The sequence below is a fragment of the Pseudophaeobacter sp. 1A09344 genome (assembly GCF_041008745.1).
In the GTDB taxonomy this organism is placed as follows: Bacteria; Pseudomonadota; Alphaproteobacteria; order Rhodobacterales; family Rhodobacteraceae; genus Phycobacter; species Phycobacter gallaeciensis_A.
Genome location: NZ_JAXGFS010000006.1, coordinates 279,856 through 305,408, shown reverse-complemented (window position 1 = coordinate 305,408; position 25,553 = coordinate 279,856). Strand labels below are relative to the sequence as shown.

General features: G+C 61.4%; 26 protein-coding genes. 17 read left to right on the top strand and 9 right to left on the bottom strand.

All coding sequences use genetic code 11. The annotated features are described in order from the left end of the window. Nucleotides 1-63: 63 nt before the first annotated feature. The 6 genes from tsaE to trxA all read left to right on the top strand — a co-directional run bounded on the left by tsaE (nt 64) and on the right by trxA (nt 8,895). Complete coding sequence (gene tsaE, locus SM765_RS13010) at nt 64-540, top strand: tRNA (adenosine(37)-N6)-threonylcarbamoyltransferase complex ATPase subunit type 1 TsaE (protein ID WP_065272024.1); 477 nt, start codon at nt 64-66, stop codon at nt 538-540. Then, the gene (locus SM765_RS13005; protein WP_274838039.1) at nt 537-1,532 is read left to right on the top strand and encodes an aminoglycoside phosphotransferase family protein; all 996 of its coding nucleotides are present in this window, start codon (nt 537-539) and stop codon (nt 1,530-1,532) included. The genes tsaE and SM765_RS13005 overlap by 4 nt, the downstream gene beginning before the upstream one ends. Further along, nucleotides 1,532-2,227 (top strand): nucleotidyltransferase family protein, encoded by a 696-nt coding sequence (locus tag SM765_RS13000; protein ID WP_237028357.1) that lies wholly within the window; start codon nt 1,532-1,534, stop codon nt 2,225-2,227. Before SM765_RS13005 ends, SM765_RS13000 begins: the two co-directional genes overlap by 1 nt. Further along, complete coding sequence (gene addB, locus SM765_RS12995; RefSeq protein ID WP_274839842.1) at nt 2,220-5,156, top strand: double-strand break repair protein AddB; 2,937 nt, start codon at nt 2,220-2,222, stop codon at nt 5,154-5,156. The genes SM765_RS13000 and addB overlap by 8 nt, the downstream gene beginning before the upstream one ends. Continuing rightward, nucleotides 5,153-8,512, top strand: coding sequence for a double-strand break repair helicase AddA (gene addA / locus SM765_RS12990; protein ID WP_274838040.1), 3,360 nt, complete (start codon nt 5,153-5,155; stop codon nt 8,510-8,512). Before addB ends, addA begins: the two co-directional genes overlap by 4 nt. Before the next feature lie 62 nt (nt 8,513-8,574). Then, nucleotides 8,575-8,895 carry a thioredoxin gene (gene trxA / locus SM765_RS12985; protein ID WP_065272019.1) on the top strand — a complete coding sequence of 107 codons (321 nt, stop codon included), beginning with the start codon at nt 8,575-8,577 and terminating at the stop codon, nt 8,893-8,895. A 94-nt stretch (nt 8,896-8,989) separates the two neighbouring features. Here trxA and SM765_RS12980 read toward each other — a convergent pair whose 3' ends face one another. Then, nucleotides 8,990-9,649, bottom strand: coding sequence for a dimethylsulfonioproprionate lyase family protein (locus SM765_RS12980; RefSeq protein ID WP_274838041.1), 660 nt, complete (start codon nt 9,647-9,649; stop codon nt 8,990-8,992). 180 nt (nt 9,650-9,829) lie between these two features. Between SM765_RS12980 and SM765_RS12975 the strand changes: the two genes are divergently transcribed. Both SM765_RS12975 and SM765_RS12970 read left to right on the top strand, forming a co-directional pair. Further along, nucleotides 9,830-10,174, top strand: coding sequence for a Lin0512 family protein (locus SM765_RS12975; protein WP_274838042.1), 345 nt, complete (start codon nt 9,830-9,832; stop codon nt 10,172-10,174). After that, entirely contained in the window at nt 10,174-10,539 is a 366-nt protein-coding gene (locus SM765_RS12970; RefSeq protein WP_274835156.1) for a Lin0512 family protein, read from the top strand. The genes SM765_RS12975 and SM765_RS12970 overlap by 1 nt, the downstream gene beginning before the upstream one ends. A gap of 78 nt (nt 10,540-10,617) precedes the next feature. On the opposite strand, the gene SM765_RS12965 is transcribed toward SM765_RS12970, so the two are convergent. Continuing rightward, the gene (locus SM765_RS12965; protein ID WP_065272015.1) at nt 10,618-10,812 is read right to left on the bottom strand and encodes a DUF1127 domain-containing protein; all 195 of its coding nucleotides are present in this window, start codon (nt 10,810-10,812) and stop codon (nt 10,618-10,620) included. Nucleotides 10,813-11,296: 484 nt separating this feature from the next. On the opposite strand from SM765_RS12965, the gene hslV reads away from it, so the two are divergent. The 4 genes from hslV to SM765_RS12945 all read left to right on the top strand — a co-directional run bounded on the left by hslV (nt 11,297) and on the right by SM765_RS12945 (nt 15,464). Beyond that, complete coding sequence (gene hslV / locus SM765_RS12960) at nt 11,297-11,860, top strand: ATP-dependent protease subunit HslV (protein WP_065272014.1); 564 nt, start codon at nt 11,297-11,299, stop codon at nt 11,858-11,860. A gap of 1 nt (nt 11,861) precedes the next feature. Next, complete coding sequence (locus tag SM765_RS12955) at nt 11,862-12,932, top strand: hypothetical protein (RefSeq protein ID WP_274835157.1); 1,071 nt, start codon at nt 11,862-11,864, stop codon at nt 12,930-12,932. Nucleotides 12,933-12,945: 13 nt separating this feature from the next. Beyond that, on the top strand, nt 12,946-14,259 hold the full coding sequence (gene hslU, locus SM765_RS12950) for an ATP-dependent protease ATPase subunit HslU (protein ID WP_065272012.1): 1,314 nt from the start codon (nt 12,946-12,948) through the stop codon (nt 14,257-14,259). Nucleotides 14,260-14,348: 89 nt separating this feature from the next. Then, nucleotides 14,349-15,464 (top strand): alpha/beta hydrolase, encoded by a 1,116-nt coding sequence (locus tag SM765_RS12945; protein WP_274838043.1) that lies wholly within the window; start codon nt 14,349-14,351, stop codon nt 15,462-15,464. A gap of 11 nt (nt 15,465-15,475) precedes the next feature. On the opposite strand, the gene SM765_RS12940 is transcribed toward SM765_RS12945, so the two are convergent. From SM765_RS12940 to SM765_RS12930, 3 genes are read right to left on the bottom strand one after another with little or no spacing between them, the layout of a single operon-like run. Further along, nucleotides 15,476-16,075, bottom strand: coding sequence for a Smr/MutS family protein (locus SM765_RS12940; RefSeq protein ID WP_065272010.1), 600 nt, complete (start codon nt 16,073-16,075; stop codon nt 15,476-15,478). Continuing rightward, nucleotides 16,075-17,127, bottom strand: a complete 1,053-nt coding sequence (mltA, locus tag SM765_RS12935) for a murein transglycosylase A (protein ID WP_065272009.1) — start codon at nt 17,125-17,127, stop codon at nt 16,075-16,077. Before mltA ends, SM765_RS12940 begins: the two co-directional genes overlap by 1 nt. After that, nucleotides 17,124-17,783, bottom strand: a complete 660-nt coding sequence (locus SM765_RS12930) for a Tim44/TimA family putative adaptor protein (protein WP_274830000.1) — start codon at nt 17,781-17,783, stop codon at nt 17,124-17,126. The genes mltA and SM765_RS12930 overlap by 4 nt, the downstream gene beginning before the upstream one ends. A 113-nt stretch (nt 17,784-17,896) precedes the next feature. Here SM765_RS12930 and SM765_RS12925 point away from each other — a divergent pair, with 113 nt between their 5' ends. Together SM765_RS12925 and secB are read left to right on the top strand one after the other, a co-directional pair. After that, entirely contained in the window at nt 17,897-18,454 is a 558-nt protein-coding gene (locus SM765_RS12925; RefSeq protein ID WP_274835160.1) for an FxsA family protein, read from the top strand. A 113-nt stretch (nt 18,455-18,567) separates the two neighbouring features. Further along, nucleotides 18,568-19,065: a protein-export chaperone SecB gene (gene secB / locus SM765_RS12920; RefSeq protein WP_274829998.1), complete on the top strand. Its 498-nt coding sequence runs from the start codon at nt 18,568-18,570 to the stop codon at nt 19,063-19,065. Nucleotides 19,066-19,139: 74 nt separating this feature from the next. On the opposite strand, the gene dnaQ is transcribed toward secB, so the two are convergent. The 4 genes from dnaQ to SM765_RS12900 are packed head-to-tail and all read right to left on the bottom strand — an operon-like array spanning nt 19,140 to nt 21,886. Then, nucleotides 19,140-19,874: a DNA polymerase III subunit epsilon gene (gene dnaQ / locus SM765_RS12915; RefSeq protein ID WP_274838044.1), complete on the bottom strand. Its 735-nt coding sequence runs from the start codon at nt 19,872-19,874 to the stop codon at nt 19,140-19,142. Further along, a complete protein-coding gene (gene coaE, locus SM765_RS12910; protein WP_274835161.1) occupies nt 19,867-20,460 on the bottom strand; it encodes a dephospho-CoA kinase in 594 nt (197 codons plus the stop codon). Before coaE ends, dnaQ begins: the two co-directional genes overlap by 8 nt. Continuing rightward, complete coding sequence (locus SM765_RS12905; protein ID WP_274829995.1) at nt 20,457-21,290, bottom strand: shikimate dehydrogenase; 834 nt, start codon at nt 21,288-21,290, stop codon at nt 20,457-20,459. Before SM765_RS12905 ends, coaE begins: the two co-directional genes overlap by 4 nt. Further along, nucleotides 21,287-21,886 carry a Maf family protein gene (locus SM765_RS12900; RefSeq protein WP_274835312.1) on the bottom strand — a complete coding sequence of 200 codons (600 nt, stop codon included), beginning with the start codon at nt 21,884-21,886 and terminating at the stop codon, nt 21,287-21,289. The genes SM765_RS12905 and SM765_RS12900 overlap by 4 nt, the downstream gene beginning before the upstream one ends. Nucleotides 21,887-22,300: 414 nt before the next feature. Between SM765_RS12900 and SM765_RS12895 the strand changes: the two genes are divergently transcribed. The 3 genes from SM765_RS12895 to mnmE all read left to right on the top strand — a co-directional run bounded on the left by SM765_RS12895 (nt 22,301) and on the right by mnmE (nt 25,543). Continuing rightward, complete coding sequence (locus SM765_RS12895; protein ID WP_274833187.1) at nt 22,301-22,756, top strand: CopD family protein; 456 nt, start codon at nt 22,301-22,303, stop codon at nt 22,754-22,756. Between the two features lie 197 nt (nt 22,757-22,953). Continuing rightward, a complete protein-coding gene (gene rho, locus SM765_RS12890; RefSeq protein ID WP_065272000.1) occupies nt 22,954-24,225 on the top strand; it encodes a transcription termination factor Rho in 1,272 nt (423 codons plus the stop codon). Between the two features lie 31 nt (nt 24,226-24,256). After that, the gene (gene mnmE / locus SM765_RS12885) at nt 24,257-25,543 is read left to right on the top strand and encodes a tRNA uridine-5-carboxymethylaminomethyl(34) synthesis GTPase MnmE (protein WP_274835162.1); all 1,287 of its coding nucleotides are present in this window, start codon (nt 24,257-24,259) and stop codon (nt 25,541-25,543) included. The last annotated feature ends 10 nt before the right edge of the window (nt 25,544-25,553 follow it).

Sequence of the window (25,553 nt, the reverse complement as noted above, 5' to 3'; positions counted from 1 at the left end):
AGCCGGGCACCCCCAAGGGCAATCCCGCTTGCAGCGCATGACGCCTGACGCCATTGTGGCGCCATGATCAAAAGTCCTCATTCCTGCACTCTGGCTTCGGCCGAAAATACCGCCGATCTGGCACAAAAAATCGCCGGGGCCCTCTGCCCGGGCGATTGCCTGCTTCTGGAAGGTCCCATCGGCGCCGGCAAGACGCATTTCGCCCGCCACCTGATCCAGTCGTTGCAGGACATCCCCGAAGATGTCCCCTCTCCCACCTTCACGCTGGTCCAGACCTACGAGGTCCCGGCGGGTGAGCTGTGGCATGCGGATCTTTACCGCCTGTCGTCGCTTGATGAGGTCGAAGAACTGGGGCTGCTCGCCGCCTTTGACACCGCGATCACCCTGGTCGAATGGCCCGACCGACTGGAGGAGCTGGCGCCGCAGCACGCATTGCACCTGACGTTTGCACTGGACCCCGATAGCGAAGATGCTCGTCTGCTGACCCTGCGGTGGAGCGATGACAGATGGCAGCCCCTGATGGAGCAAGTTTTTTCATGACAGACCGAACAGAGCTGATCTCCGCCTTTTTGTCGGGCGCCGGATACGGCAGCTGGGAACGCCGCCCGTTGGCCGGCGATGCCTCGATGCGCCGCTATGAACGGCTGATCGGCCCACACGGCGGCTCTGCGGTGCTGATGGATGCCCCGGCAGAAAAGGGCGAGGATATCCGCCCCTTCGTTCAGATCGCCGAATACCTGCACGAACAGGGCGTGAGCGCGCCCGAAATTCTGGCTGAGGACTCAGAACACGGCTTCCTGCTGATTGAGGACCTCGGCGACGGGCTGTTCAGCAGCGTGATCGAACAGGATCCCAGTCAGGAAATGTCCCTCTACCGGGCCGCAACCGATCTTCTGATTGCGCTGCATCAGGCGCCGCTGCCCGATCTGGAGCCGCTTGGTCCGCGTGTCATGGCGGAAATGGCCAGCCTTGTGATGACAACCTACCGAAGCGGCATCACCGGGCAGGAGGACAGCGTGCTGACCAACCGGTTCGAAGATCAGTTCGAAGACATCCTGCGCCACAGCGTCAAGGGCGACGCCGTCTTTGTGCACCGGGATTTTCATGCCCAGAACCTGCTGTGGCTGCCGGATCGGGACGGGATCGCCCGCGTCGGCATCATCGATTTTCAGGACGCCCGCACCGGTCATCCGGCCTATGATCTGGTCTCGCTCCTGCAGGACGCCCGCCGCGATGTGCCCGCCGGGGTCGAGATGCAGATGATCGATCACTACATTGAGGTCACCGGTGTCGATCCCTCCGGGTTCCGCACCGCCTATACGGTGATCGGCGTGCAGCGAAACCTGCGTATCCTAGGCATTTTTGCGCGGCTGTCGCAGGAAGGCGGCAAGCCGCAGTATCTGGATCTGATCCCGCGCGTCTGGGGCCATGTCATGCGCGGGTTGGAGCACCCCGCCCTTGCGCCTCTGGCGGATTGGCTGCGCAGTGATCTACCCCCACCCAGCCCCGAAAACCTGGACAGGCTGCGATAATGGCGGCGCTATCCCCCGAAGCAGTAATGATCTACGCGGCCGGCTTTGGCACCCGGATGAAGGCGCTGACCCGGAATCTGCCGAAACCGATGATCCCGGTTGCCGGGCGGCCCCTGATCGACCACACGCTGGATCTGGCCCACGCGGTGCAGCCCGCGCGGATCGTGGTCAACACCCATTACAAGGCAGAGATCCTGCAGGAGCACCTGAAATCGCAGGGCGTTCTGATCAGCAACGAACAGCCGGAGATCCTGGATACCGGCGGCGGTCTGCGCCATGCGCTGCCCCTTCTGGGTGATGGTCCCGTTTACACCTCAAACTCCGATGCGATCTGGGCTGGGCCGAACCCCTTTGAAATGCTGCGCGCGGCTTGGGATCCCGCGCAGATGGACGGCCTCATGCTCTGCGTACCGCTGGCGCGCGCTGTGGGGCGGAAGGGCGGCGGTGATTTCTCGGCCGACGCGGCGGGGCGCATTTCATGGGGCGGCGATCTGGTCTGGGGCGGTGTGCAGATCCTCAAGACAGACGGATTGCAGAGCATCAACGAGGCCGCCTTTTCCACCCGCCTGCTATGGAACCCGATGATCGAGGAAAAACGGCTGTACGCCCTCGAATATCCCGGCCACTGGTGCGATGTGGGCCACCCCGAAGGCATCACCCTGGCGGAGCAATTGCTGGCACATGACGATGTTTGAACCACAGGACAAACCGCGCCTGTTCGCCCTGCCCTGCGGTGTCGATTTCCCGCGGGCGCTAGTGAACGGCCTAATCGCGCGCAGCGCTGGCCTCCCGCCCGAGGCGCTGGCCCGCGCCGAGGTGATCGTCAACACCGCCCGCATGCAGCGCCGGGTGCGCGATCTGTTTGACGCAGGTCCCACCCTGCTGCTGCCACGCCTGTCGCTGCTGACCGATCTGGCACAGCGCGCCACCCTGCACGGCCTGCCACCTGCTCTGCCCTCGCTCAGGCGCCGGTTGGAGCTGTCGCAGCTGATCGCGAAACTGCTGGACGCGCAGCCGGATCTTGCCGCGCGGGCCTCGCTTTTCGATCTCTCCGACAGTCTGGCGGCGTTGATCGACGAAATGCAGGGCGAAGGCGTCAGCACCGACACCATCCGCAATCTTGATGTCTCGGACATGTCCGGGCATTGGGCGCGCGCGCAGGCCTTCATCGGGATCGCAGATGATTTTGTCGACCGCCACGACGATGCCATGGACAAGGAAGCCCGCCAGCGGCAGGTGGTTCTGAACCTGATCGACCAGTGGCAGAGCGCACCGCCGCAACACCCGGTGATCCTGGCCGGCTCCACCGGCTCGCGCGGTACCACGCTGATGCTGATGGAAGCCATCGCCCGCCTGCCGCAGGGCGCGGTGATCCTGCCGGGGTTCGATTTCGACCAGCCCGATCACGTCTGGTCCGGCCTTGATGATCCGCTGATCTCCGAAGACCACCCGCAATACCGGTTCTACCGGCTGATGAAGGATCTGGAGCTCACGCCGCGTGATGTTGAACCCTGGACAGATGAAACCCCACCGTTTCCGGCCCGCAACCGGCTGGTGTCGCTGGCGCTGCGCCCTGCCCCCGTCACCGACGCCTGGATGAGCGAAGGACCGCAGCTGACCGATATCGACCGCGCTGCCGAGACCATCACCCTTGTCGAAGCGCCAAGCCCCAGATCCGAGGCGCTCACCATCGCTTTGCGTCTGCGGCAGGCCGCCGAGGATGGCCAGACCGCGGCGCTGATCACCCCCGACCGGATGCTGACGCGGCAGGTGTCGGCGGCGCTGGACCGCTGGGACATCCTGCCGGATGATTCCGCCGGTCAGCCGCTGCAACTGTCTCCGCCGGGCCGTTTCCTGCGCCACGTGGCCGAGCTGTTCTGCCACGTGCTGACGCCGGACATGCTGCTGACGCTGCTGAAACACCCGCTGACCCATGACGGGCCAGAGGCTGCGCGCGGCGAACACCTGCGCCATACCCGCGATTTCGAACTCGAGCTGCGCCGCAATGGCCCGCCCTTCCCCGATGCAGACAGTTTTGCCGCCTTTGGCACCACGCGCGATCTGATCCCCGGCTGGGTCGACTGGCTGACGACACAATTTGCCGATCAGGTCACCCCGGGCAACCTGTCCCTGACGGATTGGATCACCCGCCTGCGCGCCCGCGCCGAAGGCATTGCCTCTGGCAGTCAGCTGGGCGGCAGCGGCACGCTCTGGGACAAGAAAGCCGGCCAGAAGGCGTTGAAGGTGATCACCGATCTGGAAGAGAACGCGCAATTCGGCGGCGAGATGAGCGCCCGCGACTTTGCCGATCTTCTGGGCGCGCTGCTGGCGCAGGAAGAGGTGCGCGACCGCGACGCGCCTTATGGGTCGATCATGATCTGGGGTACGCTAGAGGCCCGTGTTCAAGGCGCCGATCTGGTCATTCTGGCCGGCCTCAACGAGGGTAGCTGGCCCGAGGCCGCCAGCCCCGATCCCTGGCTGAACCGCCAGTTGCGCAATCAGGCCGGGCTGTTGCTGCCCGAACGCCGCATCGGTCTCTCTGCGCATGACTTCCAGCAGGCCGTGGCCGCGCCTGAGGTCTGGTTGACCCGTGCCAAACGCTCGGAAGAGGCAGATACCGTACCCTCGCGCTGGCTCAACCGGATGATGAACCTGTTGCGCGGCCTGCCGGAACAAGGCGGGCGCGCCGCGCTGGAGGCAATGCGCGCACGCGGGCAGACATGGCTGGATTGGTCAACGGCGCTGGAGGTCCCGCTGCCAAGCGAACCTGCCAGCCGCCCTGCCCCGCGCCCGCCAGTTGCCGCCCGTCCGCGACAGCTGTCAGTCACGGAAATCCCGCGCCTGATCCGCGATCCTTATGCGGTTTACGCCAAACATGTGCTGCGCCTGAAACCGCTGAACCCGTTGATGCGGGAACCCGATGCGCTGTTGCGCGGGATCGTGGTGCACAAGGTGTTTGAGGATTATATCCGCGATAGCCGCGACAACCCGGAGCTGCTGACCCCGGAAGAGCTGATCGCGCGCACCCGCAGCCAGTTGCAGGCAGAGGTCCCCTGGCCCGTTGCCCGCAGCCTGTGGCTGGCGAGGATCGCCCGTATCGCCGAAAGCTTTGTCGCGGGTGAGCAGACCCGCCGCGCCGCTGCGCGCCCTTCGGGGTTCGAAATCAGCGGAGGAGTTCGCCTTGCGCCGCTCGATTTCCAGATCACCGGACAGGCCGACCGGATCGACGTCGATGAACGCGGTTGCCTGCATATCTTTGACTACAAGACCGGCGATCCACCGACCGACAAACAACAGCGCGCCTTTGACAAACAGCTGCTGATCGAGGCCGCCATGGCCGAACAGGGCGCCTTTGAAGACTACGGCGCCGCGCGGGTCGAGCGCGCGACCTTCATCGGCCTGAAATCCCCGATCAAGGAAGTGCCCGCGCCGCTGGCGGATGAACCCCCGGCCAAGGTCTGGGCTGAGCTGAAGAAACTGATCGAAGCCTATTTCGACCCCGAACAGGGCTATAGCAGCCGTCGCATGGTTCACCGGGACGATTTTGCCGGCGACTACGATCATCTGGCGCGCTTTGGCGAATGGGACCGCAGCGATATGCCAAAGCCGGAGGATCTGACATGACCGCCCCCCGCGATGCAGCATCTGAGGCGCAGTTTCGCGCCGCGCGGCCCGATGCCTCGACTTGGCTGGCGGCCAATGCCGGATCGGGCAAGACCAAGGTGTTGACCGACCGGGTGGCGCGGCTCTTGCTGAAAGGCGTACAGCCGCAGCACATCCTGTGCCTGACCTATACCAAGGCCGCCGCCAGCGAGATGCAGAACCGGTTGTTCCAGCGGCTGGGCGAATGGGCGATGCTGGGCGATGACAGGCTCAGCGCGGCGCTGGACGATCTGGGCGCCGGCGACGTGGCCCGGGGCGAGGGACTGGCGCAGGCGCGCACGCTCTTTGCCCGCGCGATTGAAACGCCCGGTGGCCTCAAGATCCAGACGATCCACTCCTTCTGTTCCTCGCTGTTGCGCCGTTTCCCGCTGGAGGCTGGCGTCAGCCCGCAATTCGCCGAAATGGAAGACCGCGCCGCCACCCTTTTGCGCGCTGAAATCGTCGAGGACATCGCCAACGGCCCCGAGGCGCATCTGGTCGAGGCGCTGGCCCGGCATGTTGCAGGCAGCGATTTCGACGATCTGACCGCTGCCATCTGCCAACGCCGCGCCGAATTTGCCCGGCCGCTGGACCGCGCGGGCCTGCTGAAACTGTTCGACCTGACCGAAGGGTTTGACGCTGCCGCGCTGGAGGCGTTGGTGTTCCTTGGTGGAGAAGATGAGCTGCTGAGCCGCACCCGCGATATGCTGGCAACCGGCGGCACCAACGATCAGAAAGCTGCCGCGAAACTCGCCGGGATCGCCACACCGAAGATGGCCGATCTGCCCGTGTTAGAGTCGGTTTTTCTGACCGGCGCCGGCGCCAAGGCGCCCTTTACGGCCAAGGTCGGCAGCTTTCCGACCAAGAAGCTGCAAAAGGACAACCCCGATCTGATGGATCGGCTGGAGCCTTTCATGCTGCGGGTCGAGGACGCCCGTGCCAAACGGCTGGCGCTGGCAGCGGCGCAGAAATCCGAGGACCTGCACGCCTTTGCTGCCGTGTTCCTGCCGGAATACGAGCGGCGCAAACAGCTGCGCGGCTGGCTCGACTTTGATGATCTGATCCTCAAGGCGCGGCTGCTGCTGAACGATCCGGCGGTGGCGGCCTGGGTTCTCTACCGGCTGGATGGTGGCATCGATCACATCCTGGTGGATGAAGCGCAGGACACCAGCCCGGTACAATGGGACGTGATCGAAAAACTGGCGCAGGAGTTCACATCAGGGATCGGCGCGCGATCGGATGTGGAGCGTACGATCTTTGTGGTCGGCGACAAGAAACAATCGATCTATTCCTTTCAGGGCGCCGACCCCGATGCCTTTGACCGCATGCAGGAAGAATTCGGCCGCCGTCTGGCCGAAACCGGCGCGGCGCTTCAGAATGCGGCGCTGGAATTTTCCTTCCGCTCCTCTGCGGCGATCTTGCGGCTGGTCGATCTGGTGTTCAAGGACAGCCCCCGCGCCGGCTTTCACAAGGACGCGTTGCACCGCGCTTTCAAATCCGATCTGCCGGGGCGCGTGGACCTCTGGCCTGCGGTGGAAAAGCTGGATGAGGAGGAAGACCGCGACTGGACCGATCCGGTGGACCGGCCGGGCGCCCGTCATCATACGGTGATCCTGGCCGAACGTATCGCCCGCGAGATCAAGCGGATGATCGACGACAAGGTCACAATCCCCGAGGACGGCCCGACCCGCGGCACCTTTCAGCGCCGCCCGGTACATGCCGGGGATTTCCTGATCCTGGTGCAGCGCCGGTCCGAGCTGTTTTCCGAAATCATCCGCGCCTGCAAGGCCGCCCGCCTGCCCATCGCGGGTGCCGACCGGCTGAAGGTCGGCGCCGAACTGGCGGTCAAGGATATCGCCGCGCTGCTGTCGTTTCTGGCGACGCCCGAGGATAGCCTGTCGCTGGCCGCCGCGCTCAAATCACCGCTTTTTGGCTGGTCGGAACAGATGCTGTTCGACCTTGCCCACCGGCGCAAAGGCGGTAGCCATCTGTGGGCAGCGCTGCGTGATCGGGCCACGGAATATCCCGAAACGATGGAAATGATCGACGATCTGCGCAGCCAGACCGATTTCCTGCGCCCCTATGATCTGATCGAGCGGATCCTGACCCGTCACAGGGGCCGCCAGCGCCTGCTGGGCCGCCTTGGCCCAGAGGCAGAGGACGGAATCAACGCGCTCCTGTCCCAAGCGCTGGCCTATGAACGCACCGATATTCCCAGCCTTACCGGGTTTCTTGTCTGGATGCAGACCGACGATCTTGAGATCAAGCGCCAGATGGGCGCCGCCGGGGATATGATCCGGGTGATGTCGGTGCATGGCTCCAAGGGGCTGGAGGCGCCGATCGTGATCCTGCCAGATACCGCCAAACGCAAGCCGCCAAGCGATGCCGAGATCATCGTGGCCGAAGGCGCGCCGCTGTGGCGCGTGCCCAAGGATCAGATGCCCGCCGCCATGCTCACCGCGCGCGAGGCCGCGCAGGAGAAACAGCAGAACGAAAGACTGCGCCTATTGTATGTGGCACTAACGCGGGCAGAGAAGTGGCTGATCGTCGCCAGTGCCGGGGAGCTGTCGAAAGAGGGTGACAGCTGGTACCAGATGGTCGAACGGGCTCTGAATGACGGCGGCGCCGCAACGGACCTGCCCGGTGGGCCGGGCCTACGGCTGCAGCATGGCGATTGGGACGGGCTGGAGTTTGTCGCCCACGACGCCCCCGAGCCAAAGAAAGTGACACTGCCACAGGTCTTTACACAGCCTGCCCCGGCCTATGTCGCGCCGGAACCGACGCTCAGCCCATCGGATCTGGGCGGCGCCAAGGCGCTGCCTGGCGATCAGGGTCTGGACGAGGAGGCGGCCAAGGCGCGCGGCACCAACCTGCACTTGCTGCTGGAACATCTGCCCGCACAGCCAGAGGACCGCTGGCCGGATCTGGCCCGGGCGCTGCTGGCGGGATGCGAGGACCAAGGGGAACTGTTGGAGGAGGCAAGCGCTGTATTGCGCAATCCCGATCTCGCGCATGTCTTTGCCCCCGGCACCCTGTCCGAAGTGGCCGTGACGGCCGATCTGGATGGCATCCGCCTGCACGGGGTGATCGACCGGCTGATCGTGGAATCTGACCGGGTTCTGGCGGTGGATTTCAAATCAAACGCAACCGTTCCGCAATCGGCCACCGACTGTCCCGACGGGCTGCTGCGGCAAATGGGCGCCTATGCGCTGGCGCTTGGGCGCATCTACCCCGGCAAAACCATCGAAACGGCGCTGATATGGACTCGCAATGCAACCCTGATGCCCCTGCCGCACGAAGTTGTGACGCCGACCTTCCAGCGTCACGGGGAACCTTGACGAGTCCTTAAGCCCTACCTAGGTTCAGCATCCAGTTGCCACTCATCTCAGGAGACATTTCCATGTCCACCGTAGCCGTCACCGACGAAACCTTTGACGCCGAAGTCAAGAACTCCTCCGTTCCCGTTGTCGTAGACTTCTGGGCCGAATGGTGCGGCCCCTGCAAGCAGATCGGCCCCGCTCTGGAAGAGCTGGCAGCCGAATACGGCGACAAGGTAAAGATCGCCAAGGTCGACGTTGACAGCAACCCGAACGCTGCTGCCGCCATGGGCGTGCGCGGTATCCCGGCGCTGTTCATCTTCAAGGACGGTCAGGTTGTCTCCAACCGCGCCGGCGCCGCACCCAAGGCTGCGCTGCAAAGCTGGATCAACGAAAGCATCTGATCCGCTTGGATCTGAAGCGAGAATTTTTGAAGGGCGCCCCGGTGGCGCCCTTTTTCATGTGGGCCTGCAATAAAACCCGTCCGGTGATCTGCGCCTATTTGGGTGCGCGCGTGAACACCATCTTCTGGTTGGCTAGTTTCTCCTGATCGCCAACCCAAGCGTAGCAGAGCAGCGACGGGTTATGATCCGCCACGGTGATGCGGTGCAGCTGTCCCGGCGGGTTGAAAATCAGCGACCCCGGCGCATAGACCCCCTGATCATTCTCCGACACGGCGCCAGAGAGACAGATATAGCTCTCCGAGATGCCATCATGGGAATGGGCCGGATAGGTGCAGCCCGGCGCGAACAGGACAAGACCCAGGATCACCTCGTCGGTCATTACCGGGCCGGTGGGACCGGCCAGTTCGGCATAGGCGTATTTGCGCTCCAACCCGCGCGGCACCTTTTCATAGCCGTATTGCCAGACCAGATGCTGCCGCACCGCCTCGATCGCGCGGATAAAGGCGCCGTGGCGTTCCTGCCGTCCGTTGTCGAGCGCCCGCTGCAGGTGCGCCGTCACGGGTTTATCAACGCTGGCACCGGCGCGAACCTCGGCATTGCATTTCAGAACCCGGCTGATGCGTTCACGGACCATGCGCTGATGGCTGCGGATCTTGACGCTGCCGCCCGCAGGCAGGCGGCGGTAGAACTCATAGAAATCCCGCAGCAGATAATCCCACTCGGGGCTATCTTTCAGACGCGTGTGTTCTGTCATGTCGGCGCCCTCCTCTGACGGTTGCCCAGCTTGTCTCCGCATGCTGCGGTTCGCTCTAGCGCCACAGCGACGGGATGGAGTCGCAATTGCAGCTCCCGCAGGCACCGGACCCTGAAAGGCGCCCCTTTTCCTTGCCTCCGATCCCCGTCAAAGTGGCCGCAAACAGACAGGAGGACCGTCATGGCCAAAACGCGGGTACTGGTGGAATTCGGCATGGGCACATCCCTGCGCCGCGCAGATTACACCGAAGCGGCAAAACGCGCGATCAGGGATGCCCTGTGGCACAATTCGGTCAACATGGCCGAACTGTTCGATTTCCCGAAGGAAGCCATGATCATCGACGCCGAAATCGGGGTGCAGCAGCCGGGCTCCGTGAATGCCGATGCGCTGAAGGAGATCTTTCCCTATGGCCGCCCCGACATCCGCATCACCAAAGGTGGTCTGGATATCGACAAACCGGGTGGCGGTAAGACGGTCATCGCCAATGCCGCCGTCATTGTCTCTTTTGAAATGGAGACGGTGTGATGACGGAGAAACGTATCATTCTGGAAATGGGCACCGGCAACGATCTTTATGGGCAGGACTACACCAAGGCGGCCCGGCGTGCGGTGCAGGATGCGCTGCATCATTCCTCGATCACCCTGTTTTCCGAACTGGGCATCGATCATTCCGAAATGCGGGTTGAGGTGACTATTGCCGTGCAAAAGCCCGAAGCGGTGGACTGTGATCTGCTGGCCGCCGATCTGCCGCGTGGCCGGGCAAAAGTGCGGGCCGTCTTCGGGGGGCTGGATGTGGCGGGTGTGGATGGCAAGGCGCCGCATGTCATCGCAACGGCTGCGGTCGAGGCCTGGCTGCCCGATCTGGCCGGACGCTACAGGTGGTCGGAATAAAAGCCCCCTGAAATGCACAAAGCCGTCCGGGTTCGGACGGCTTTGCTAGCTGTATAAGGTCATGTGAAGGTCTGCCTATCAGATCTTCGAGATGTCTTCGCGGGTCAGACCGATATCGGCCAGCTGGACGTCGGACAGACGGTACAGCGCACGGCGGGTGATGCGGGCTTCACGGGCTTCTGCGAAGGCAGCTTTTGCGTTCAGAACGGTGTCGACGATGCGGAGGACGGCAACCGCACCGAGGGGTGCATGGATATTTGCTGTTGTGGCCATTTTATGGGTCCTGTAACAAAACAACCGGCCCCATGCCGGTGTTATCGCCCATGTAGGAGAGGCGGGTGAGTCTCACAATTGCCCGTTTGACAGTCCCGATCTGCGCCTATTGCATAACAAATGATCAGTTTGTTAACGCCGTGATCCGCTCTTCTAATACAGTGCAAGGGGCGCATCAGCGGGTTTGATAACGGCCGCCGATCGGCACATTTGCCCGGGGCCGAACGCCGATCCATCCTTTGGCATGCTTTGCCGTTTCATCGCCTGGCTTGCAATCATTTGATAACGCATGGGTTTGCCCTGCATCTCTCATAGTTTTCGGGTCAGGAACCCCGTCAACAGCCCCCTGCCCGCCAGATGGATCAACGCAAGTTGAAGGCTAGGCACGGCAATAGATTGGGCAAAGGCAGCCGCAGGTCAGATACCCGGTTGAGCAATAAGGACCCAACGCCCATATATGGCTGCAACAACACTGGAGGCATGCATGGCAGACGATCAATTCCCCGGCTGGCACGGGACCACCATTATCGGTGTCAAGAAAGACGGGCTTGTGGTGATTGCCGGTGATGGGCAGGTGTCGCTGGGCCAGACCGTGATCAAGGGCAGCGCCCGCAAGGTTCGCCGCCTGTCCCCCGGCGGCTATGACGTGGTCGCGGGCTTTGCCGGCTCCACCGCAGATGCCTTTACCCTACTGGAGCGGCTTGAGGCCAAGCTGGAAGCAACGCCGGGCCAACTGGCGCGCGCCAGCGTCGAACTGGCCAAGGACTGGCGCACCGACAAATACCTGCAAAAGCTCGAAGCGATGCTGATCGTCAGCGATGGAACGGACCTTCTGGTCATCACTGGCGCCGGCGATGTGCTGGAGCCGGAACATGACGTAGCCGCCATCGGTTCGGGCGGCAATTTCGCCCTCGCGGCGGCCCGCGCGATGATGGACAGTGACAAATCGGCGGAAACCGTGGCCCGCGAATCCATGGCGATCGCCGCCGATATCTGCGTTTACACCAACGGCAGGCTGACCGTCGAAACCATCAGCCCGGAGAAATAGGGTGTCCGGCATCGACCGCGATGATCTGCGCGCCGCCGTGGGATCGGGCCTGCTGAGCGAGGCGCAGGCTGCCTCGCTGCTGGCGCTGGCCGACAGCCGCCGGGGCGCGCGTGAAAACCTGGCAGAAGGCGATGAACCGTTTGAGCTATTCAAGGGGTTCAACGAGATCTTCATCGTCATCGGGCTGCTGATCCTCGCCTCCGGATGGGCGGCGGTCACGGCAGCAATGCTGGCGGGCAGCCTGGGCGGATATCAAAGCAAGACGGTCACCGCCGCGGTGATCGGCGCCGCGGTTCTGTGGGCGCTGTCAGAATATTTCATCCGCCGCCGACGTATGGTGGCGCCGGCCATTGCGCTGTCTGTCCTCTGGGCGCTGAATGCCGGGGCAGGGCTGTCGGCGCAGTTTTCCCAGCCCTTCATGATTGCCCAGACCGATTATTCCAGCATGCAGCTGCCATTCGCGCTGACCACGGTCGCCATCGCCATCTACTGGCTGCGGTTCCGGGTGCCCTTTGCCATGGCCCTGATCGCGCTTGGCGTTTTTGCACTGGCACTGCTGATGGGGGCGATCCGCATGGGTACCCCCGCCGATATCGGCGATTTCTTCCTACTGTCGGCCAGCGGTCCCTTCGCCTGGATCACGCTGTTGGTGGGCCTTGCGGTCTTTGTCGTGGCGATGGTCTTCGACATGAGCGATCCGCACCGGGTCACCCGGCGCTCGGCGCAGGGGTTCTGGCTGCACGTGGTCGCTGCCCCGGCGCTGGTCAATACCATCGCGCTCAGCCTGCTGGAAAACGGCAGCAGCGGCGCGCATCTGCTGCTGCTGGCCGTGCTGTTGGCCTTTGCCTTTGTTGCCATCGTGATCGACCGGCGGTCATTCCTGATTGCCGCGATCGGCTATAGCGTGACCCTGGCCGGAACGGTGTTCGACGGCGAAGGCGCCGCATCGACCATTCTGGTTCTGGGCGTGTTCCTTGTGGCGCTGGGGGCTTTCTGGACCCGCATCCGCGCCGCGCTTCTTTCACCCTTGTCCGGGCTGGTGCCGCTTCACCGGCTGCCGCCCTCTCATTGATACGGGAAATCCCATGACTGACCTGACACCCCGCGAAATCGTTTCCGAACTGGACCGGTTCATCATCGGCCAGAAAGACGCCAAACGCGCCGTCGCCGTCGCCCTGCGCAACCGCTGGCGGCGCAAGCAGCTAGGCGATGACCTGCGCGACGAGGTTTACCCCAAGAACATCCTGATGATTGGCCCCACCGGCGTCGGCAAGACCGAGATCAGCCGCCGTCTGGCGAAACTCGCCCGCGCGCCCTTTATCAAGGTCGAAGCCACCAAGTTCACCGAGGTCGGCTATGTTGGCCGTGACGTCGAACAGATCATCCGCGATCTGGTGGACACCGCGATCATGCAGACCCGCGAATTCATGCGCGAAGACGTCAAGGCCAAGGCCCACAAGGCCGCCGAGGAGCGCGTCATCACCGCCATCGCCGGCACCGAGGCCCGCGACAGCACCCGCGAAGTGTTCCGCAAGAAACTGAAATCCGGCGAGCTGGACGACACCGTCATCGAACTGGAGGTCACCGATACCTCGAACCCGATGGGCGGCATGTTCGATATTCCCGGCCAGCCCGGCGGGGCCATGGGCGGCATGATGAACCTGGGCGACCTGTTCGGCAAAGCCATGGGCGGGCGCACCGTGAAGAAGCGCCTCACCGTCGCCGAAAGCTATGACGTGCTGATCGGGGAAGAGGCGGACAAGCTGCTGGACGACGAGACGGTCACCCGCGTTGCCCTGGAATCGGTGGAGCAGAACGGCATCGTTTTCCTGGATGAGATCGACAAGGTCTGCGCCCGCTCCGATGCCCGTGGTGGCGACGTCAGCCGCGAAGGCGTGCAGCGCGATCTGCTGCCGCTGATCGAGGGCACCACCGTCAGCACCAAACACGGACCGGTCAAAACGGACCATATCCTGTTCATCGCTTCCGGTGCTTTCCACATTGCAAAACCGTCAGACCTGCTGCCGGAATTGCAAGGCCGTCTGCCGATCCGGGTGAACCTGCGCGCTCTGAGCGAGCAGGATTTCATCCGCATCCTGACCGAGACAGACAATGCGCTGACCCGCCAGTACACCGCCCTGATGGGCACCGAGGAGGTCGAGGTCACCTTTACCGAAGAGGGTATCGCGGCGCTGGCGAAAATCGCGGCCGAGGTGAACCAGTCGGTGGAAAACATCGGCGCGCGGCGCCTTTACACGGTGATGGAACGGGTGTTCGAAGAGCTGTCCTTTACCGCGCCGGACCGGGGCGGCGAGGCGGTCGTGGTTGATGCCAAATTCGTCTCCAAGAACCTTGGTGAGCTGGGTGGCTCCAACGATCTGAGCCGCTACGTCCTGTAAACAACACCGCCCGGTTGCGGCTGGTCCTGCCAGTTGGAACCGGGCGGTTTCCGGTATATCCAAGGCGTGAAACAGGTTGGATATTTGGCATGTTGTTTTTCCGGAAGGTTTTGTTTCTATCCCTTTTTGCCGCTGCCGCCTGTGGCATTCGGCCGTCGACACCGACCATCCCCGAAGCGCTGGAGATCGGAACGGCAAAGACGATCTTTGCCGCCACGATCCGTGACCCGCTGCCCGAAGGCGGGTTTGGCAATGGAAGGACCGAAGACTATCACCTGCTGGAATTGACCGTTTCGATCCCGCCCAACCACCAGCCCGGGCAGCTGCTGTTTGCCTATGACACACCGGACCCGAAGACCGAGTTTACCATGGCCGCCCGGCGGAAGATCGAAACTTCCGCAGTTTTCATGGATCGACTGAACCGTGAACTGGCAAAATTTGAACCGGACGAGCGTGACATCACCGTCTTTGTGCATGGGTTCAATTCCACCCAATCCGAAACCGCCTTTCGCGCGGCGCAGCTGACCCATGATACCAAGGTTCCCGGTGCCACCGTGGTCTATTCCTGGCCCAGCCTCGGCAGTCCGCTTGGCTATGCTTATGATGCCGACAGCGTGATGTTTGCCCGCGACGGGCTGGAACGGCTGCTGAAACAACTCAGCAAAAGCAACGCGCGGCGGATCGTTCTGGTGGCGCATTCCATGGGGTCGATGCTGGCGATGGAGACATTGCGCCAGATTGAAATCCGCACACCCGGCTGGTCTGACAGGAACCTTGACGGCGTGGTGCTGATGTCGCCGGATCTGGATCTGGACGTCTTTCGCAGCCAGATGAGCCGCCTCAACCCGGTTCCGCAGCCATTTCTGGTTTTCATTTCCCGCAAGGACAAGATTTTGACCCTGTCGCAACGGCTGCGGGGCACGTCCAGCCGCGCGCGGCTGGGTAATCTGGGATCGACCGATGGTCTGGAGGATTTGCCGATCAGCATCATCGACACCACCGATTACGCCGATTCCGCCAGCTCGGGCCATTTGGTTGCTGGCACCTCACCCGCGCTCCTCGCGATCCTCAGTTCGGCGCGGCAATCATCGCAAGCGTTTTCACGCAAAGGGTTGATCTTTGATGGGGTGCTGCCGCCACCGATGGTGGAGAAAAAGCAGATTCAGGATCTGTCGCTCATCGATATCACGGACAGCCAGCGATAACCGCGCGACGATCAGCGTCCGCGCCGCAGATAGACGTAATAGGCACCCTCGCCGCCATGGCTGATATGGGCCGGCGTCACCTGCAACACCGCCTGCGACAGCGGCGGCAAGGCCAGCCATTGCGGCACCCGGTGACGCAGCACGCCGCGCGGGGTGGGGATTGGTCCCGGCTCGTCCCGATCCTTGCCCTTGCCGGTCACGACCAGCACCAGCCGCTTCCCCGAGGCCTGCGCCGACAGAATGAACCGGGTCAGGGCGGGGTGCGCCGTATCCACCCGCATGCCATGCAGGTCCAGCTTGCCCTCGGGGCGCAGCTTGCCGCGTTTCATCCGTCGAAACGCTTTTTCATCCATCTGCACCGGCGCCGAAGACAGCGATTGCGCCACAGGTTTCTTCAGATCGTGTTTGCCAGGCTTTGACGGCGCCCGACTACCCAGGCGGAAGGCTTCGATCTGGGGTTCGGAGTGCGGATGCGGTGTCTTTTTCGGCTTTGGCTTGGGCAGCGGCAGATCAGGCGGCGTCGTATGACTGCCCGGATGCAGACGCTCCGCGTGTTTGACGACCTTGTGCCAAAGGTCGATTTCATCCGATGTCAGTTTGCGCCGGGTCATCAGAAATCTTCCGGCAACATCGCATAGGCGCGTTGAATGGGCAGGAAAACGATCATCCGCCCCGGATCCCGCAGACGGCCGGCCGCCTCGCCGGCGCCATCCCCGGTGCCAAAGAATATATCCGCCCGCTGTGCACCCTTGATCGCCGATCCGGTATCCTGCGCGATCATCAGGCGGCGCATCGGCTCCGCGCCGTCCTTTTCCACCCAGACCGGCGCCCCCAGCGGCGTGTACTTCGGATCCACCGCGATACTGCGCATCGCCGTAACCGAACGGTTCATCGCCCCCAATGGCCCCTTCGACGGGTGCACTTTTTTCACCTCGCGGAAGAACACATAAGACGGGTTGTGCATCAGCAGCTCATGACCCGCCATGGGATTGCGCCGCACCCAGGCCTTGATCACCTGGGCGCTGACCTGATGCGCCTTGTAGATGCCGCGCCGGACCATTTCAGCGCCAACCGATTTATATGGGTGCCCATTGGCCCCCCCATAGCCGACGCGAACCGAAGCACCATCGGGCATCTTGATCCGGCCGGACCCCTGAATTTGCAGAAAGAACAGCTCAACCGGGTCATCGACCCAGGCGATTTCCAGCCCGCGCCCGTCCATGACACCACTTGTCAGGATATCGCGGCGCGGCAGCCACAGGTTGGTCTGGCGCGCTTCGTTTGGCATTTTGTAGACAGGATAGCGAAACCGGTCCGTCCGATAACGCGACCCCTGCAATTCCGGTTCGAAATAGCCGGTGAACAGGGGATCTGCGCCGTCCTCGATCAGGACAGGGCGAAAGAACAGCTCGAAGAATTGCTTGGCCCCGGCAGGCGTCTGCGATTGCGCCAGCGCGCAAAGGCTTTGCCAATCGGGGTCGTCAAGGTCGGGACAGGTCCCCAGAAACACCTCAAGCGCCTCGGCGTGGTTGTCCCTGTCCCAGCCGTCCAGCTGTGAGAAATTCAATATGGAATAGGCAGTCTCGCCGGATGCGCCTGAAGCGGTCATGGCAGCACCAATAATGGCTGCTGCCCGGAATGCCGCCCGTAGCGCCCCAATCATGCGTCCGTGGCCACCAGTTGCCAGTTCGGATCGTCGGTGCCCATCGAACGGGCAAAGACCCAGGTGTCCTTCTGGCGTTTTACGGCCTTGGGATCGCCTTCGACGATTTCACCTTCGCTGTTGCGCACAACCGAGGTCAATTCAGCCACGAACCGCATGGTGATTTCGGCAGTGCGGGTGCTCTCATCGAACCGCGCATCCGCAAGCGTGGTTTCACGCACCCCGATGAATTCGGCCTCGATGGTCAGCCCCTGATCTTCGCGGTGCGCCACGGCATCGACAAAGCTTTCGTAGACGTCGCCAGCCAGCAGCGGCTCCAGATCGTCGAGTTCGCCGTTTTCAAAGCCCATCAGGATCATCTCATAGGCACCGCGTGCACCGTGCACGAAGTCCTGCACCTGGAACGACGGCTCTGCCCGCTTCATCGCGGCCAGCGCGTCGGCCTGGGGCGAGCCTTCGGCGACGTAATCGGTGATATCCAGATCCGGACCGCCTTCGATCACTTCGAAGTCGGGGCGGCGTTTCTCTGCCGGGGCCTGCTGCGGCTGAGTGGGCTTTTCGAACCCTTCACGGGTGCCCAGAACGTTTTTCAGGCGCAGGATCAGAAAGACGGCGATGCCGGCCAAAACCAAAATCTGAATCAAGGGCGACTCCATGTGAACCTCGTGCTAGGCATTGGTGCCTTGTTTGAAACCAAAGCGGACTGCTCTTATGTAGGTGACGGGTGGGGCCAAGTCCACCGTTCAGCGCAAGATCCAAGGACCCCAAAATGTATCTTTTTCTGGCCTTTCTGATGGTGCCACTGGTTGAAATCGCCCTGTTTGTACAGGTAGGCGGGATGATCGGACTGTGGCCGACGCTGGCCATCGTGGTGCTGACCGCCATTCTGGGAACCTCGCTTGTGCGCTCGCAGGGGCGGCTGGCCATGGGGCAGTTGCGTTCCTCGTTCCAGACCCTGTCGGACCCGGCTGAACCGCTGGCGCATGGGGCGATGATCCTATTCGCCGGCGCCTTGCTCCTGACGCCCGGTTTTTTCACCGATGCGGTCGGTTTTGCACTGCTGATGCCGCCGGTGCGGCTTGCGGTGTTCCGCTACATCAGCAAACGGGTGACCGTCGCACGGTTTGAAATGGGCGCCGGAATGGGACCTGGACAGGCCCGGCCCGGTGGGCCCCACGGCCCCCATGGCCATGCGCAGCATCCCGGGCAACGGCGTCCGGGGCAGCCCGGCGATGTGATAGACGGCGAATACGAAGATGTGACGCCCAGACGCCCGGGGGATGGCCCCTCCGGCTGGGTCAAAGGCCCGGAAGACGGCCCCAAATAGGGCACAGTCAAAGCCTGTTGCGCCACGCTGTTTGCCACGGTTGGACAGACCGTTGAGATACCCGCGCCAAGCTGCTAAGCAATCGGCAAAGATATATTTTCAGGAGTATCTCCATGGCCGAAAACGACACCCCAGAGGGCGCAGCAGCAGCCCCGCAGCAGCCCCAGGTCCAGATGAACATTCTGGGTCAGTTCATCCGCGACATGTCGTTCGAAAACGTGATGGCGCAAAAGGGTGCTGCCGGTGAAGTTCAGCCCGACGTGAACGTTCAGGTCAATCTGGACGCCAAGAAACGCGCGGCGGAACACCAGTACGAAGTTATGACCAAGCTGACCGTCGAGTCCAAGAACAAGGACGGTGGCGAGGTTCTGTTCGTTCTGGAGCTGGAATATGTCGGCGTCTTCAACATCCAGGGTGTTCCGGACGATCAGCTGCACCCCTTCCTGCTGATCGAATGCCCGCGCATGACCTTCCCGTTCCTGCGCCGCATCGTGTCCGACGTGACCCGCGACGGTGGCTTCCCGCCGCTGAACCTCGATAACATCGATTTCGTTGCGATCTACCGCAACGAGCTGGCACGCCGTCAGGCCGAAGCCCAACCGACGCAATAAGTCATTTTATTGCTTTGAAAATTCAAACGCTGTCGGTCAGACCGGCAGCGTTTTTTATTTGTCGGGACAATATGTCAGGACTGTGCCGAAACCCAAAGTGCGTCTTCGCCCAGTTTTTCCACAAAGGCATCATGGGCAGCTTTTTCCTCGGCCGTCAGGCGCGAGGGCAGGGGGGTCGGCCGTGGTTCCGGGCGCCAATTGCTGTCTACCGATGCAGTATCCGATCCGCTGGCGCTGCTGGACAGAGCGAAATCGGGCTGACGGCCACCGATCAGCTCCAGATAGACCTCGGCCAGGATTTCCGAGTCGAGAAGCGCGCCGTGCAGGGTTCGGTTGGAGTTATCGATGCTGAACCGGCGGCACAGGGCATCCAGTGTTGCCGGTGAGCCGGGAAACCGTTTACGCGCCATGGCCAGCGTGTCGATCGCCTGTTCCATCGGCAATTGCGGCAGGTTCATCCAGCCCAGTTCCGCGTTCAGGAACTTCATGTCAAAGCTGGCATTGTGGATCACCAGCCGCGCATCACCGACGAAATCCAGAAACCCCTGACCGATCTTGGCGAACACCGGTTTATCGCGCAGCGTGACCGCTCCCGGCGCCGGCGTCTGCGGCGGGCTCAGCAGGTCCGGACCGATGCCGTGCACGCCAAATGCCTCTTCGGGCATGTCGCGCTCGGGGTTGATGTATTCGTGATAGGTCCTGCCGGTGGGCATGTGATTATAGAGTTCCACCGCACCGATTTCGACGATCCGATCCCCGGAAAACGGATCAAACCCCGTGGTCTCGGTATCCAGAACGATCTCACGCATCTGCCATCTTTCTCCTGATCTCGGCCAGGATCTGTTCCACCTGCGCGCGGGCGTGTTCCAGCGTGTCAGTCTCGATCACGTAATCGGCGCGGGCGCGTTTCTCTTCGATTGGCATCTGTTTCTGCAGGATCTGCTCGAATTGCTCAACCGTCATTGTGCCACGGTCCAGAACCCGCTGTTTCTGGGTTTCCGCATCCACGGTGACGCAGGCCACCGCGTCCATCGCAGCCTCACCGCCGGTTTCAAACAACAGCGGAATATCGAAGACTAGGATATCGCTGGCAGCAGTACGGCGAAATTCGGCACGATCTTCCCCGACCAGCGGATGCACGATCTTTTCGATCCGGGGCAGGGCAGAGGGATCGCGGGCAATGATATCCTTCAGCGCACTCCGATCCACCGCACCGTCGACAATTGCCTCTGGGAATTGCGCCTGCATCGGTGCGACAGCAGCGCCGCCTGGCGCATAAAGACGATGCACCGCCGCATCCGCATCCCAGACCGCGCAGCCCAGTTCGGCAAAGATCTTTGCCGTGGTGCTTTTGCCCATTCCGATGGAGCCGGTGAGACCCAGTTTAAACGTCATGCCAGTGCTGCCGCCCGTGTTTCCTCATCCACTTCGGGCCGTTTGCCAAACCAGCGTTCAAAGCCCGGAACAGCCTGGTGCAGCAGCATGCCGAGACCGTCGACAACGGTGCAACCTGCGTCCTCTGCGGCTTGCAACATATCTGTTTTCAGCGGGGTATAGACCAGATCGGTCACAACGCAGCCCGGGCGCAAACCGTCCATCGGCACCCTCAGGCGCGGCTTCCCTTCCATCCCGAGTGAGGTGGTATTCACCACCAGCGCGGCTTCTTCGACGATATTGCCGGCCAGAACCCAATCCACGACCTTGATACGTTTGCCGAATTCCTTGTGCAGCTTGTCCGCACGTTCTCGGGTTCGGTTGGTCAGCATGATCTCGGTCACGCCAGCCTCGATCAGCGAGGCAACCACCGCGCGGCAGGCGCCGCCGGCGCCCAGAACCACCGCAGGACCTGCGTCCGGTTTCCAATCCGGTGCACCCTGATGCAGATTGGTGATAAATCCGTAACCATCTGTATTATCAGCCAGAACCGATCCATCTTCGCGGAAGATCAGCGTGTTCGCCGCCCCCATAAGCGTGGCACGATCCGTAACCTTGTCGGCGATTGTCATCACCGTTTCCTTGTGTGGCAAGGTCACATTAGCCCCGACAAAGCCGGCCTTTGGCAGCGCGCGGATCACGGTTTCAAGATCCTGCGGTTCCACGTGCATCGGCACATAATGTCCGGCGATTCCGTATCTGCGGAGCCAATGGTTTTGGATCTGCGGCGAACGTGAATGGGCCACCGGGCATCCAATGACCCCGGCCAGAGGTATCTTCACGGCATTCATTGATCGATAATCCCCTGCAGTCCAAGGTAGTTTATAAGTTCAGTCAGCGGCAGGCCCAAGACATTAAAATAGCTACCATCGATACTGGCGAACAGCCGCACGCCTTCCTCTTCCAGTTTGTAGGCGCCAACGGCGTGGCGAATGCTGTCCCAGTTGCGGGCCACATAATCACGCAGATACTCATCCGAGGCTTTGCGCATCAGCAACCGGACCTGACCAACTTGGCGCCACAATGGTTCTCCATCGCGGTAGATTACCGCCGCGGACAATAGCATATGCCGCTGTCCGCGCATCTCACAAAGCTGCGACAGCGCCTCTTCGGCAGAACGCGGTTTGGACAGAAGTTTTCCCTTGAAATCAAGCACCTGATCGCAGCCGATCACCATCTGACCAGGATGTTTACTGCTGATCTTGCGGGCTTTTGCCTCGGCCAGGGCATCGGCGATATCCCGGGGCGGCGCGCCCTCTGCCAGCAAGGCTGCCTTGATGCTATCTTCATCAAGACGCGGCACATCTGTTTCAAAGGGAATGCCTGCCTGCCGCAGCAGCTGGGCCCTGATACTGGACCCGGAGGCGAGCACGATGTGGGCAGTCATGTGGAAAACCCCGTGGGAAAGCGGTTCGGAAGTTAAGGACGTTTTGTATGGTTTTCCCCGGTTTTGGCAAGCCCACAGGCAAAGCCCGGATTCCATCCCAGTTTCACCCGCATCCATCCCGCGTGGATTGGGATAACTTCAAACCCGGGGATATCCCAGAACTTCACAATCGATCCCTTAGTTATCCCCACGATGCTCAAGGTTAAGGATCACTTAACGATCCATAAAACAAAGGCTGTTAAGGATTCTTATACCCTTTCAAGCCGCCAGCTGGTGGAATCTTGTCCACGCTGGGGATAAGGGAAGGAAGCACTCAGTAATCCACGGAAAACAGGGGGCCCTACAAAAACATCATCCTTTAAATCTTTCTTATTTATTTTAGGGTGACCCAAACGAACGGCGGAGAAGACACGCATGGACCTGACAGACTGGATGTACACCCTGTACCCCTATGCAAAGTCGCTCCATATCATGGCCGTGCTCAGCTGGATGGCGGGTCTCTTCTATCTCCCACGTCTGTTCGTGTATCACGTGGAGCAGGCTGAGAAGGTGCCAGAGACGGGTCCGGTGTTCCTGACCATGGAACAGAAGCTCATGAAGGTGATCATGCGCCCTGCGATGCACACCGCCTGGCTCGCCGGCCTTTTCATCGTCTTTACGCCAGGGATGGTCGACTGGTCCTATATATGGCCTTGGACCAAAGGCGCCTGTGTGATCGGTATGACGCTGTTTCACACCTGGCTTGTGTGGCGCATCAAGGATTTCGAAGCCGGGCGGAACCGCCTGACGGGAAGACAGTTCAGGATGGCAAACGAAGTGCCGACGCTCCTGATGGTGGTCATCGTCATATCGGTCATTTTCAAGTTCTGAGGCCGATCTTACGCCCCTGACAGGGTCGGGCGTGCCACAGTTGTAAGCATTGCCTCAGGCGGCCTCTGAGGCGGTATTTGACTCATCGTGGACATGCCCCTATGTATGGCCCTCAACGGGCCCGTCCGGGCATTCGTGTCTTCCGATTTGATAATGACACCTCTCCCCGATGCCGGGGACGCAAAGGCTGTATGTAGATGACCGTCCAATCCCTGAATCTTTCCGATCTGAAAGCCAAAAGCCCCAAGGACCTTTTGTCCATGGCCGAAGATCTGGAGATCGAAAACGCCTCGACCATGCGCAAGGGCGAGATGATGTTCCAGATCCTGCGTGAACGCGCAGATGAAGGATGGGACATTGCCGGCGACGGCGTTCTGGAAGTTCTGCAAGACGGATTCGGTTTCCTGCGCTCGCCCGAAGCGAACTACCTGCCCGGTCCCGATGATATCTACGTCTCGCCCGACATGATTCGTCAGTATTCTCTGCGCACTGGTGATACCGTCGAAGGGCAGATCAAGGCGCCGCTGGAAAATGAACGCTATTTCGCGCTGACCAACGTCACCAAGATCAATTTTGAAGATCCTGAAAAGGCCCGTCACAAGATCGCGTTCGACAACCTGACGCCGCTGTACCCGGATGAGCGGCTGAAAATGGAGGTCGAAGATCCCACGATCAAGGATAAATCCGCCCGTGTGATCGACCTGGTCGCGCCCATCGGTAAGGGTCAGCGCTCCCTGATCGTGGCGCCGCCGCGGACTGGTAAGACCGTGATTTTGCAGAACATTGCGAACTCGATTGAGAAGAACCATCCGGAATGCTACCTGATCGTCCTGCTGATCGACGAACGCCCGGAAGAGGTCACCGACATGCAGCGTTCGGTCAAGGGCGAGGTCGTCTCCTCCACCTTTGACGAGCCGGCAACGCGCCACGTGGCAGTGTCGGAAATGGTCATCGAAAAGGCCAAGCGTCTGGTTGAGCATAAACGAGATGTTGTGATTCTTTTGGACTCGATCACAAGACTTGGTAGGGCCTTTAACACCGTGGTTCCGTCCTCGGGTAAGGTTTTGACTGGCGGTGTCGACGCCAACGCCCTGCAGCGGCCGAAACGCTTCTTCGGTGCTGCCCGGAACATCGAAGAAGGCGGATCTCTGACCATCATCGCAACCGCGCTGATCGATACCGGCAGCCGTATGGACGAGGTCATCTTCGAAGAATTCAAAGGCACCGGTAACTCCGAACTGGTCCTGGATCGTAAAATTGCCGACAAACGCGTCTTCCCGGCGATCGACATTCTAAAGTCGGGCACCCGGAAGGAAGACCTGCTTGTCGACAAGGGGGATCTGGCTAAGACCTTTGTTTTGCGGCGAATTCTCAACCCGATGGGTACCACGGACGCCATTGAATTCCTGCTGTCGAAACTGAAACAAACCAAATCCAACTCTGAATTCTTCGATTCGATGAACACCTAGGACCCGGCGGCTCAGGAAAGGACGGCCACACATGGATACGATCTTTGCGTTGGCCTCTGCTCAGGGGAAGGCCGGGGTATCGGTTATTCGTGTCTCTGGCCCACAGGCGCTGGAGGCGATGAACGCGCTTTGCGTAACTGCGGTGCCGGTTCCTGGACGGGGACTGCGGGTGCTGACGGATGCGGCAGGTGATCCTCTGGATGAGGCGCTGGTACTGAGTTTCGCCGCACCGCATAGCTTTACCGGTGAAAATGTCGTTGAATTTCAGGTGCATGGCAGTACGGCAGTGGTTTCTGCTGTGTTGGATGCGCTTGGCGAAATCGACGGATTGCGTCAGGCAGAACCGGGTGAGTTCACGCGTCGCGCGCTGGAGAACGGACAGCTGGATCTGGCGCAGGTCGAGGGTCTTGCCGATCTGATCGATGCCGAAACCGAGGCGCAGCGCAAACAGGCCCAGGTAGTGCTGTCTGGGGCGATTGGGCAACTGGCCGAACGGTGGCGGAGCGATCTGATCCGGGCAGCCTCTTTGATCGAAGTCACCATTGATTTCGCGGATGAAGAGGTTCCGGTGGACGTTACGCCCGAGGTATCGAGCCTCCTCGCAGGCGTTCAAAAGGATTTGGAAACCGAGGTCGCCGGCGTCAAAATCGCCGAACGCATCCGCTCTGGGTTTGAGGTGGCCATCGTTGGTGCGCCAAACGTCGGGAAATCGACGCTTCTGAATGCGCTTGCGGGACGTGAGGCAGCCATTACGTCGGAATACGCTGGCACCACGCGGGATATTATCGAGGTAAAGATGGATCTCGCTGGCCTTCCGGTCACGCTTCTGGACACAGCCGGCTTGCGCGATACCGAGGATCACGTCGAAAGCATTGGTATTGCCTTGGCGCGGAAGAGGGCCGAGAATGCTGATATCCGTGTGTTTCTGGCGGAAGCTAGCGAAACGCCTGACGTGGAAATGCAGGACGGAGATATTCGCCTGCTGCCAAAAGCGGATGCTCGGGATGATGCGGAAGATGCAATTTCCGGGAAAACGGGGCAGGGGATCGATAGGCTAGTTGAGCACATTGCGACGGTATTGAAGTCGCGCTCGGCTCATCCAGGGATCTCCACCCGAAATCGTCACAGGGAGGCTTTGTCTTCCGCGTTGAAGAGCTTACATCAGGCGCAATCGGTTCTCGAGCTGGGACCGGAGCATTATGATCTTGCGGCTGAGGATATGCGATCAGCAATCCGATCGCTTGAACTGTTGGTTGGACGTGTCGGAGTTGAAAATCTCCTGGATGAGATTTTCTCGAGCTTCTGCCTTGGAAAATGAGGAGTGTTTC

What these genes read in the sequence shown, in the direction of transcription:
- tsaE (WP_065272024.1), top strand. Translation starts at nt 64, where the DNA reads ATGATCAAAAGTCCTCATTCCTGCACTCTGGCTTCGGCCGAAAATACC.
- SM765_RS13005 (WP_274838039.1), top strand. Translation starts at nt 537, where the DNA reads ATGACAGACCGAACAGAGCTGATCTCCGCCTTTTTGTCGGGCGCCGGA.
- SM765_RS13000 (WP_237028357.1), top strand. Translation starts at nt 1,532, where the DNA reads ATGGCGGCGCTATCCCCCGAAGCAGTAATGATCTACGCGGCCGGCTTT.
- addB (WP_274839842.1), top strand. Translation starts at nt 2,220, where the DNA reads ATGTTTGAACCACAGGACAAACCGCGCCTGTTCGCCCTGCCCTGCGGT.
- addA (WP_274838040.1), top strand. Translation starts at nt 5,153, where the DNA reads ATGACCGCCCCCCGCGATGCAGCATCTGAGGCGCAGTTTCGCGCCGCG.
- trxA (WP_065272019.1), top strand. Translation starts at nt 8,575, where the DNA reads ATGTCCACCGTAGCCGTCACCGACGAAACCTTTGACGCCGAAGTCAAG.
- SM765_RS12980 (WP_274838041.1), bottom strand. Translation starts at nt 9,649, where the DNA reads ATGACAGAACACACGCGTCTGAAAGATAGCCCCGAGTGGGATTATCTG.
- SM765_RS12975 (WP_274838042.1), top strand. Translation starts at nt 9,830, where the DNA reads ATGGCCAAAACGCGGGTACTGGTGGAATTCGGCATGGGCACATCCCTG.
- SM765_RS12970 (WP_274835156.1), top strand. Translation starts at nt 10,174, where the DNA reads ATGACGGAGAAACGTATCATTCTGGAAATGGGCACCGGCAACGATCTT.
- SM765_RS12965 (WP_065272015.1), bottom strand. Translation starts at nt 10,812, where the DNA reads ATGGCCACAACAGCAAATATCCATGCACCCCTCGGTGCGGTTGCCGTC.
- hslV (WP_065272014.1), top strand. Translation starts at nt 11,297, where the DNA reads ATGGCAGACGATCAATTCCCCGGCTGGCACGGGACCACCATTATCGGT.
- hslU (WP_065272012.1), top strand. Translation starts at nt 12,946, where the DNA reads ATGACTGACCTGACACCCCGCGAAATCGTTTCCGAACTGGACCGGTTC.
- SM765_RS12945 (WP_274838043.1), top strand. Translation starts at nt 14,349, where the DNA reads ATGTTGTTTTTCCGGAAGGTTTTGTTTCTATCCCTTTTTGCCGCTGCC.
- SM765_RS12940 (WP_065272010.1), bottom strand. Translation starts at nt 16,075, where the DNA reads ATGACCCGGCGCAAACTGACATCGGATGAAATCGACCTTTGGCACAAG.
- mltA (WP_065272009.1), bottom strand. Translation starts at nt 17,127, where the DNA reads ATGATTGGGGCGCTACGGGCGGCATTCCGGGCAGCAGCCATTATTGGT.
- SM765_RS12930 (WP_274830000.1), bottom strand. Translation starts at nt 17,783, where the DNA reads ATGGAGTCGCCCTTGATTCAGATTTTGGTTTTGGCCGGCATCGCCGTC.
- SM765_RS12925 (WP_274835160.1), top strand. Translation starts at nt 17,897, where the DNA reads ATGTATCTTTTTCTGGCCTTTCTGATGGTGCCACTGGTTGAAATCGCC.
- secB (WP_274829998.1), top strand. Translation starts at nt 18,568, where the DNA reads ATGGCCGAAAACGACACCCCAGAGGGCGCAGCAGCAGCCCCGCAGCAG.
- dnaQ (WP_274838044.1), bottom strand. Translation starts at nt 19,874, where the DNA reads ATGCGTGAGATCGTTCTGGATACCGAGACCACGGGGTTTGATCCGTTT.
- coaE (WP_274835161.1), bottom strand. Translation starts at nt 20,460, where the DNA reads ATGACGTTTAAACTGGGTCTCACCGGCTCCATCGGAATGGGCAAAAGC.
- SM765_RS12905 (WP_274829995.1), bottom strand. Translation starts at nt 21,290, where the DNA reads ATGAATGCCGTGAAGATACCTCTGGCCGGGGTCATTGGATGCCCGGTG.
- SM765_RS12900 (WP_274835312.1), bottom strand. Translation starts at nt 21,886, where the DNA reads ATGACTGCCCACATCGTGCTCGCCTCCGGGTCCAGTATCAGGGCCCAG.
- SM765_RS12895 (WP_274833187.1), top strand. Translation starts at nt 22,301, where the DNA reads ATGGACCTGACAGACTGGATGTACACCCTGTACCCCTATGCAAAGTCG.
- rho (WP_065272000.1), top strand. Translation starts at nt 22,954, where the DNA reads ATGACCGTCCAATCCCTGAATCTTTCCGATCTGAAAGCCAAAAGCCCC.
- mnmE (WP_274835162.1), top strand. Translation starts at nt 24,257, where the DNA reads ATGGATACGATCTTTGCGTTGGCCTCTGCTCAGGGGAAGGCCGGGGTA.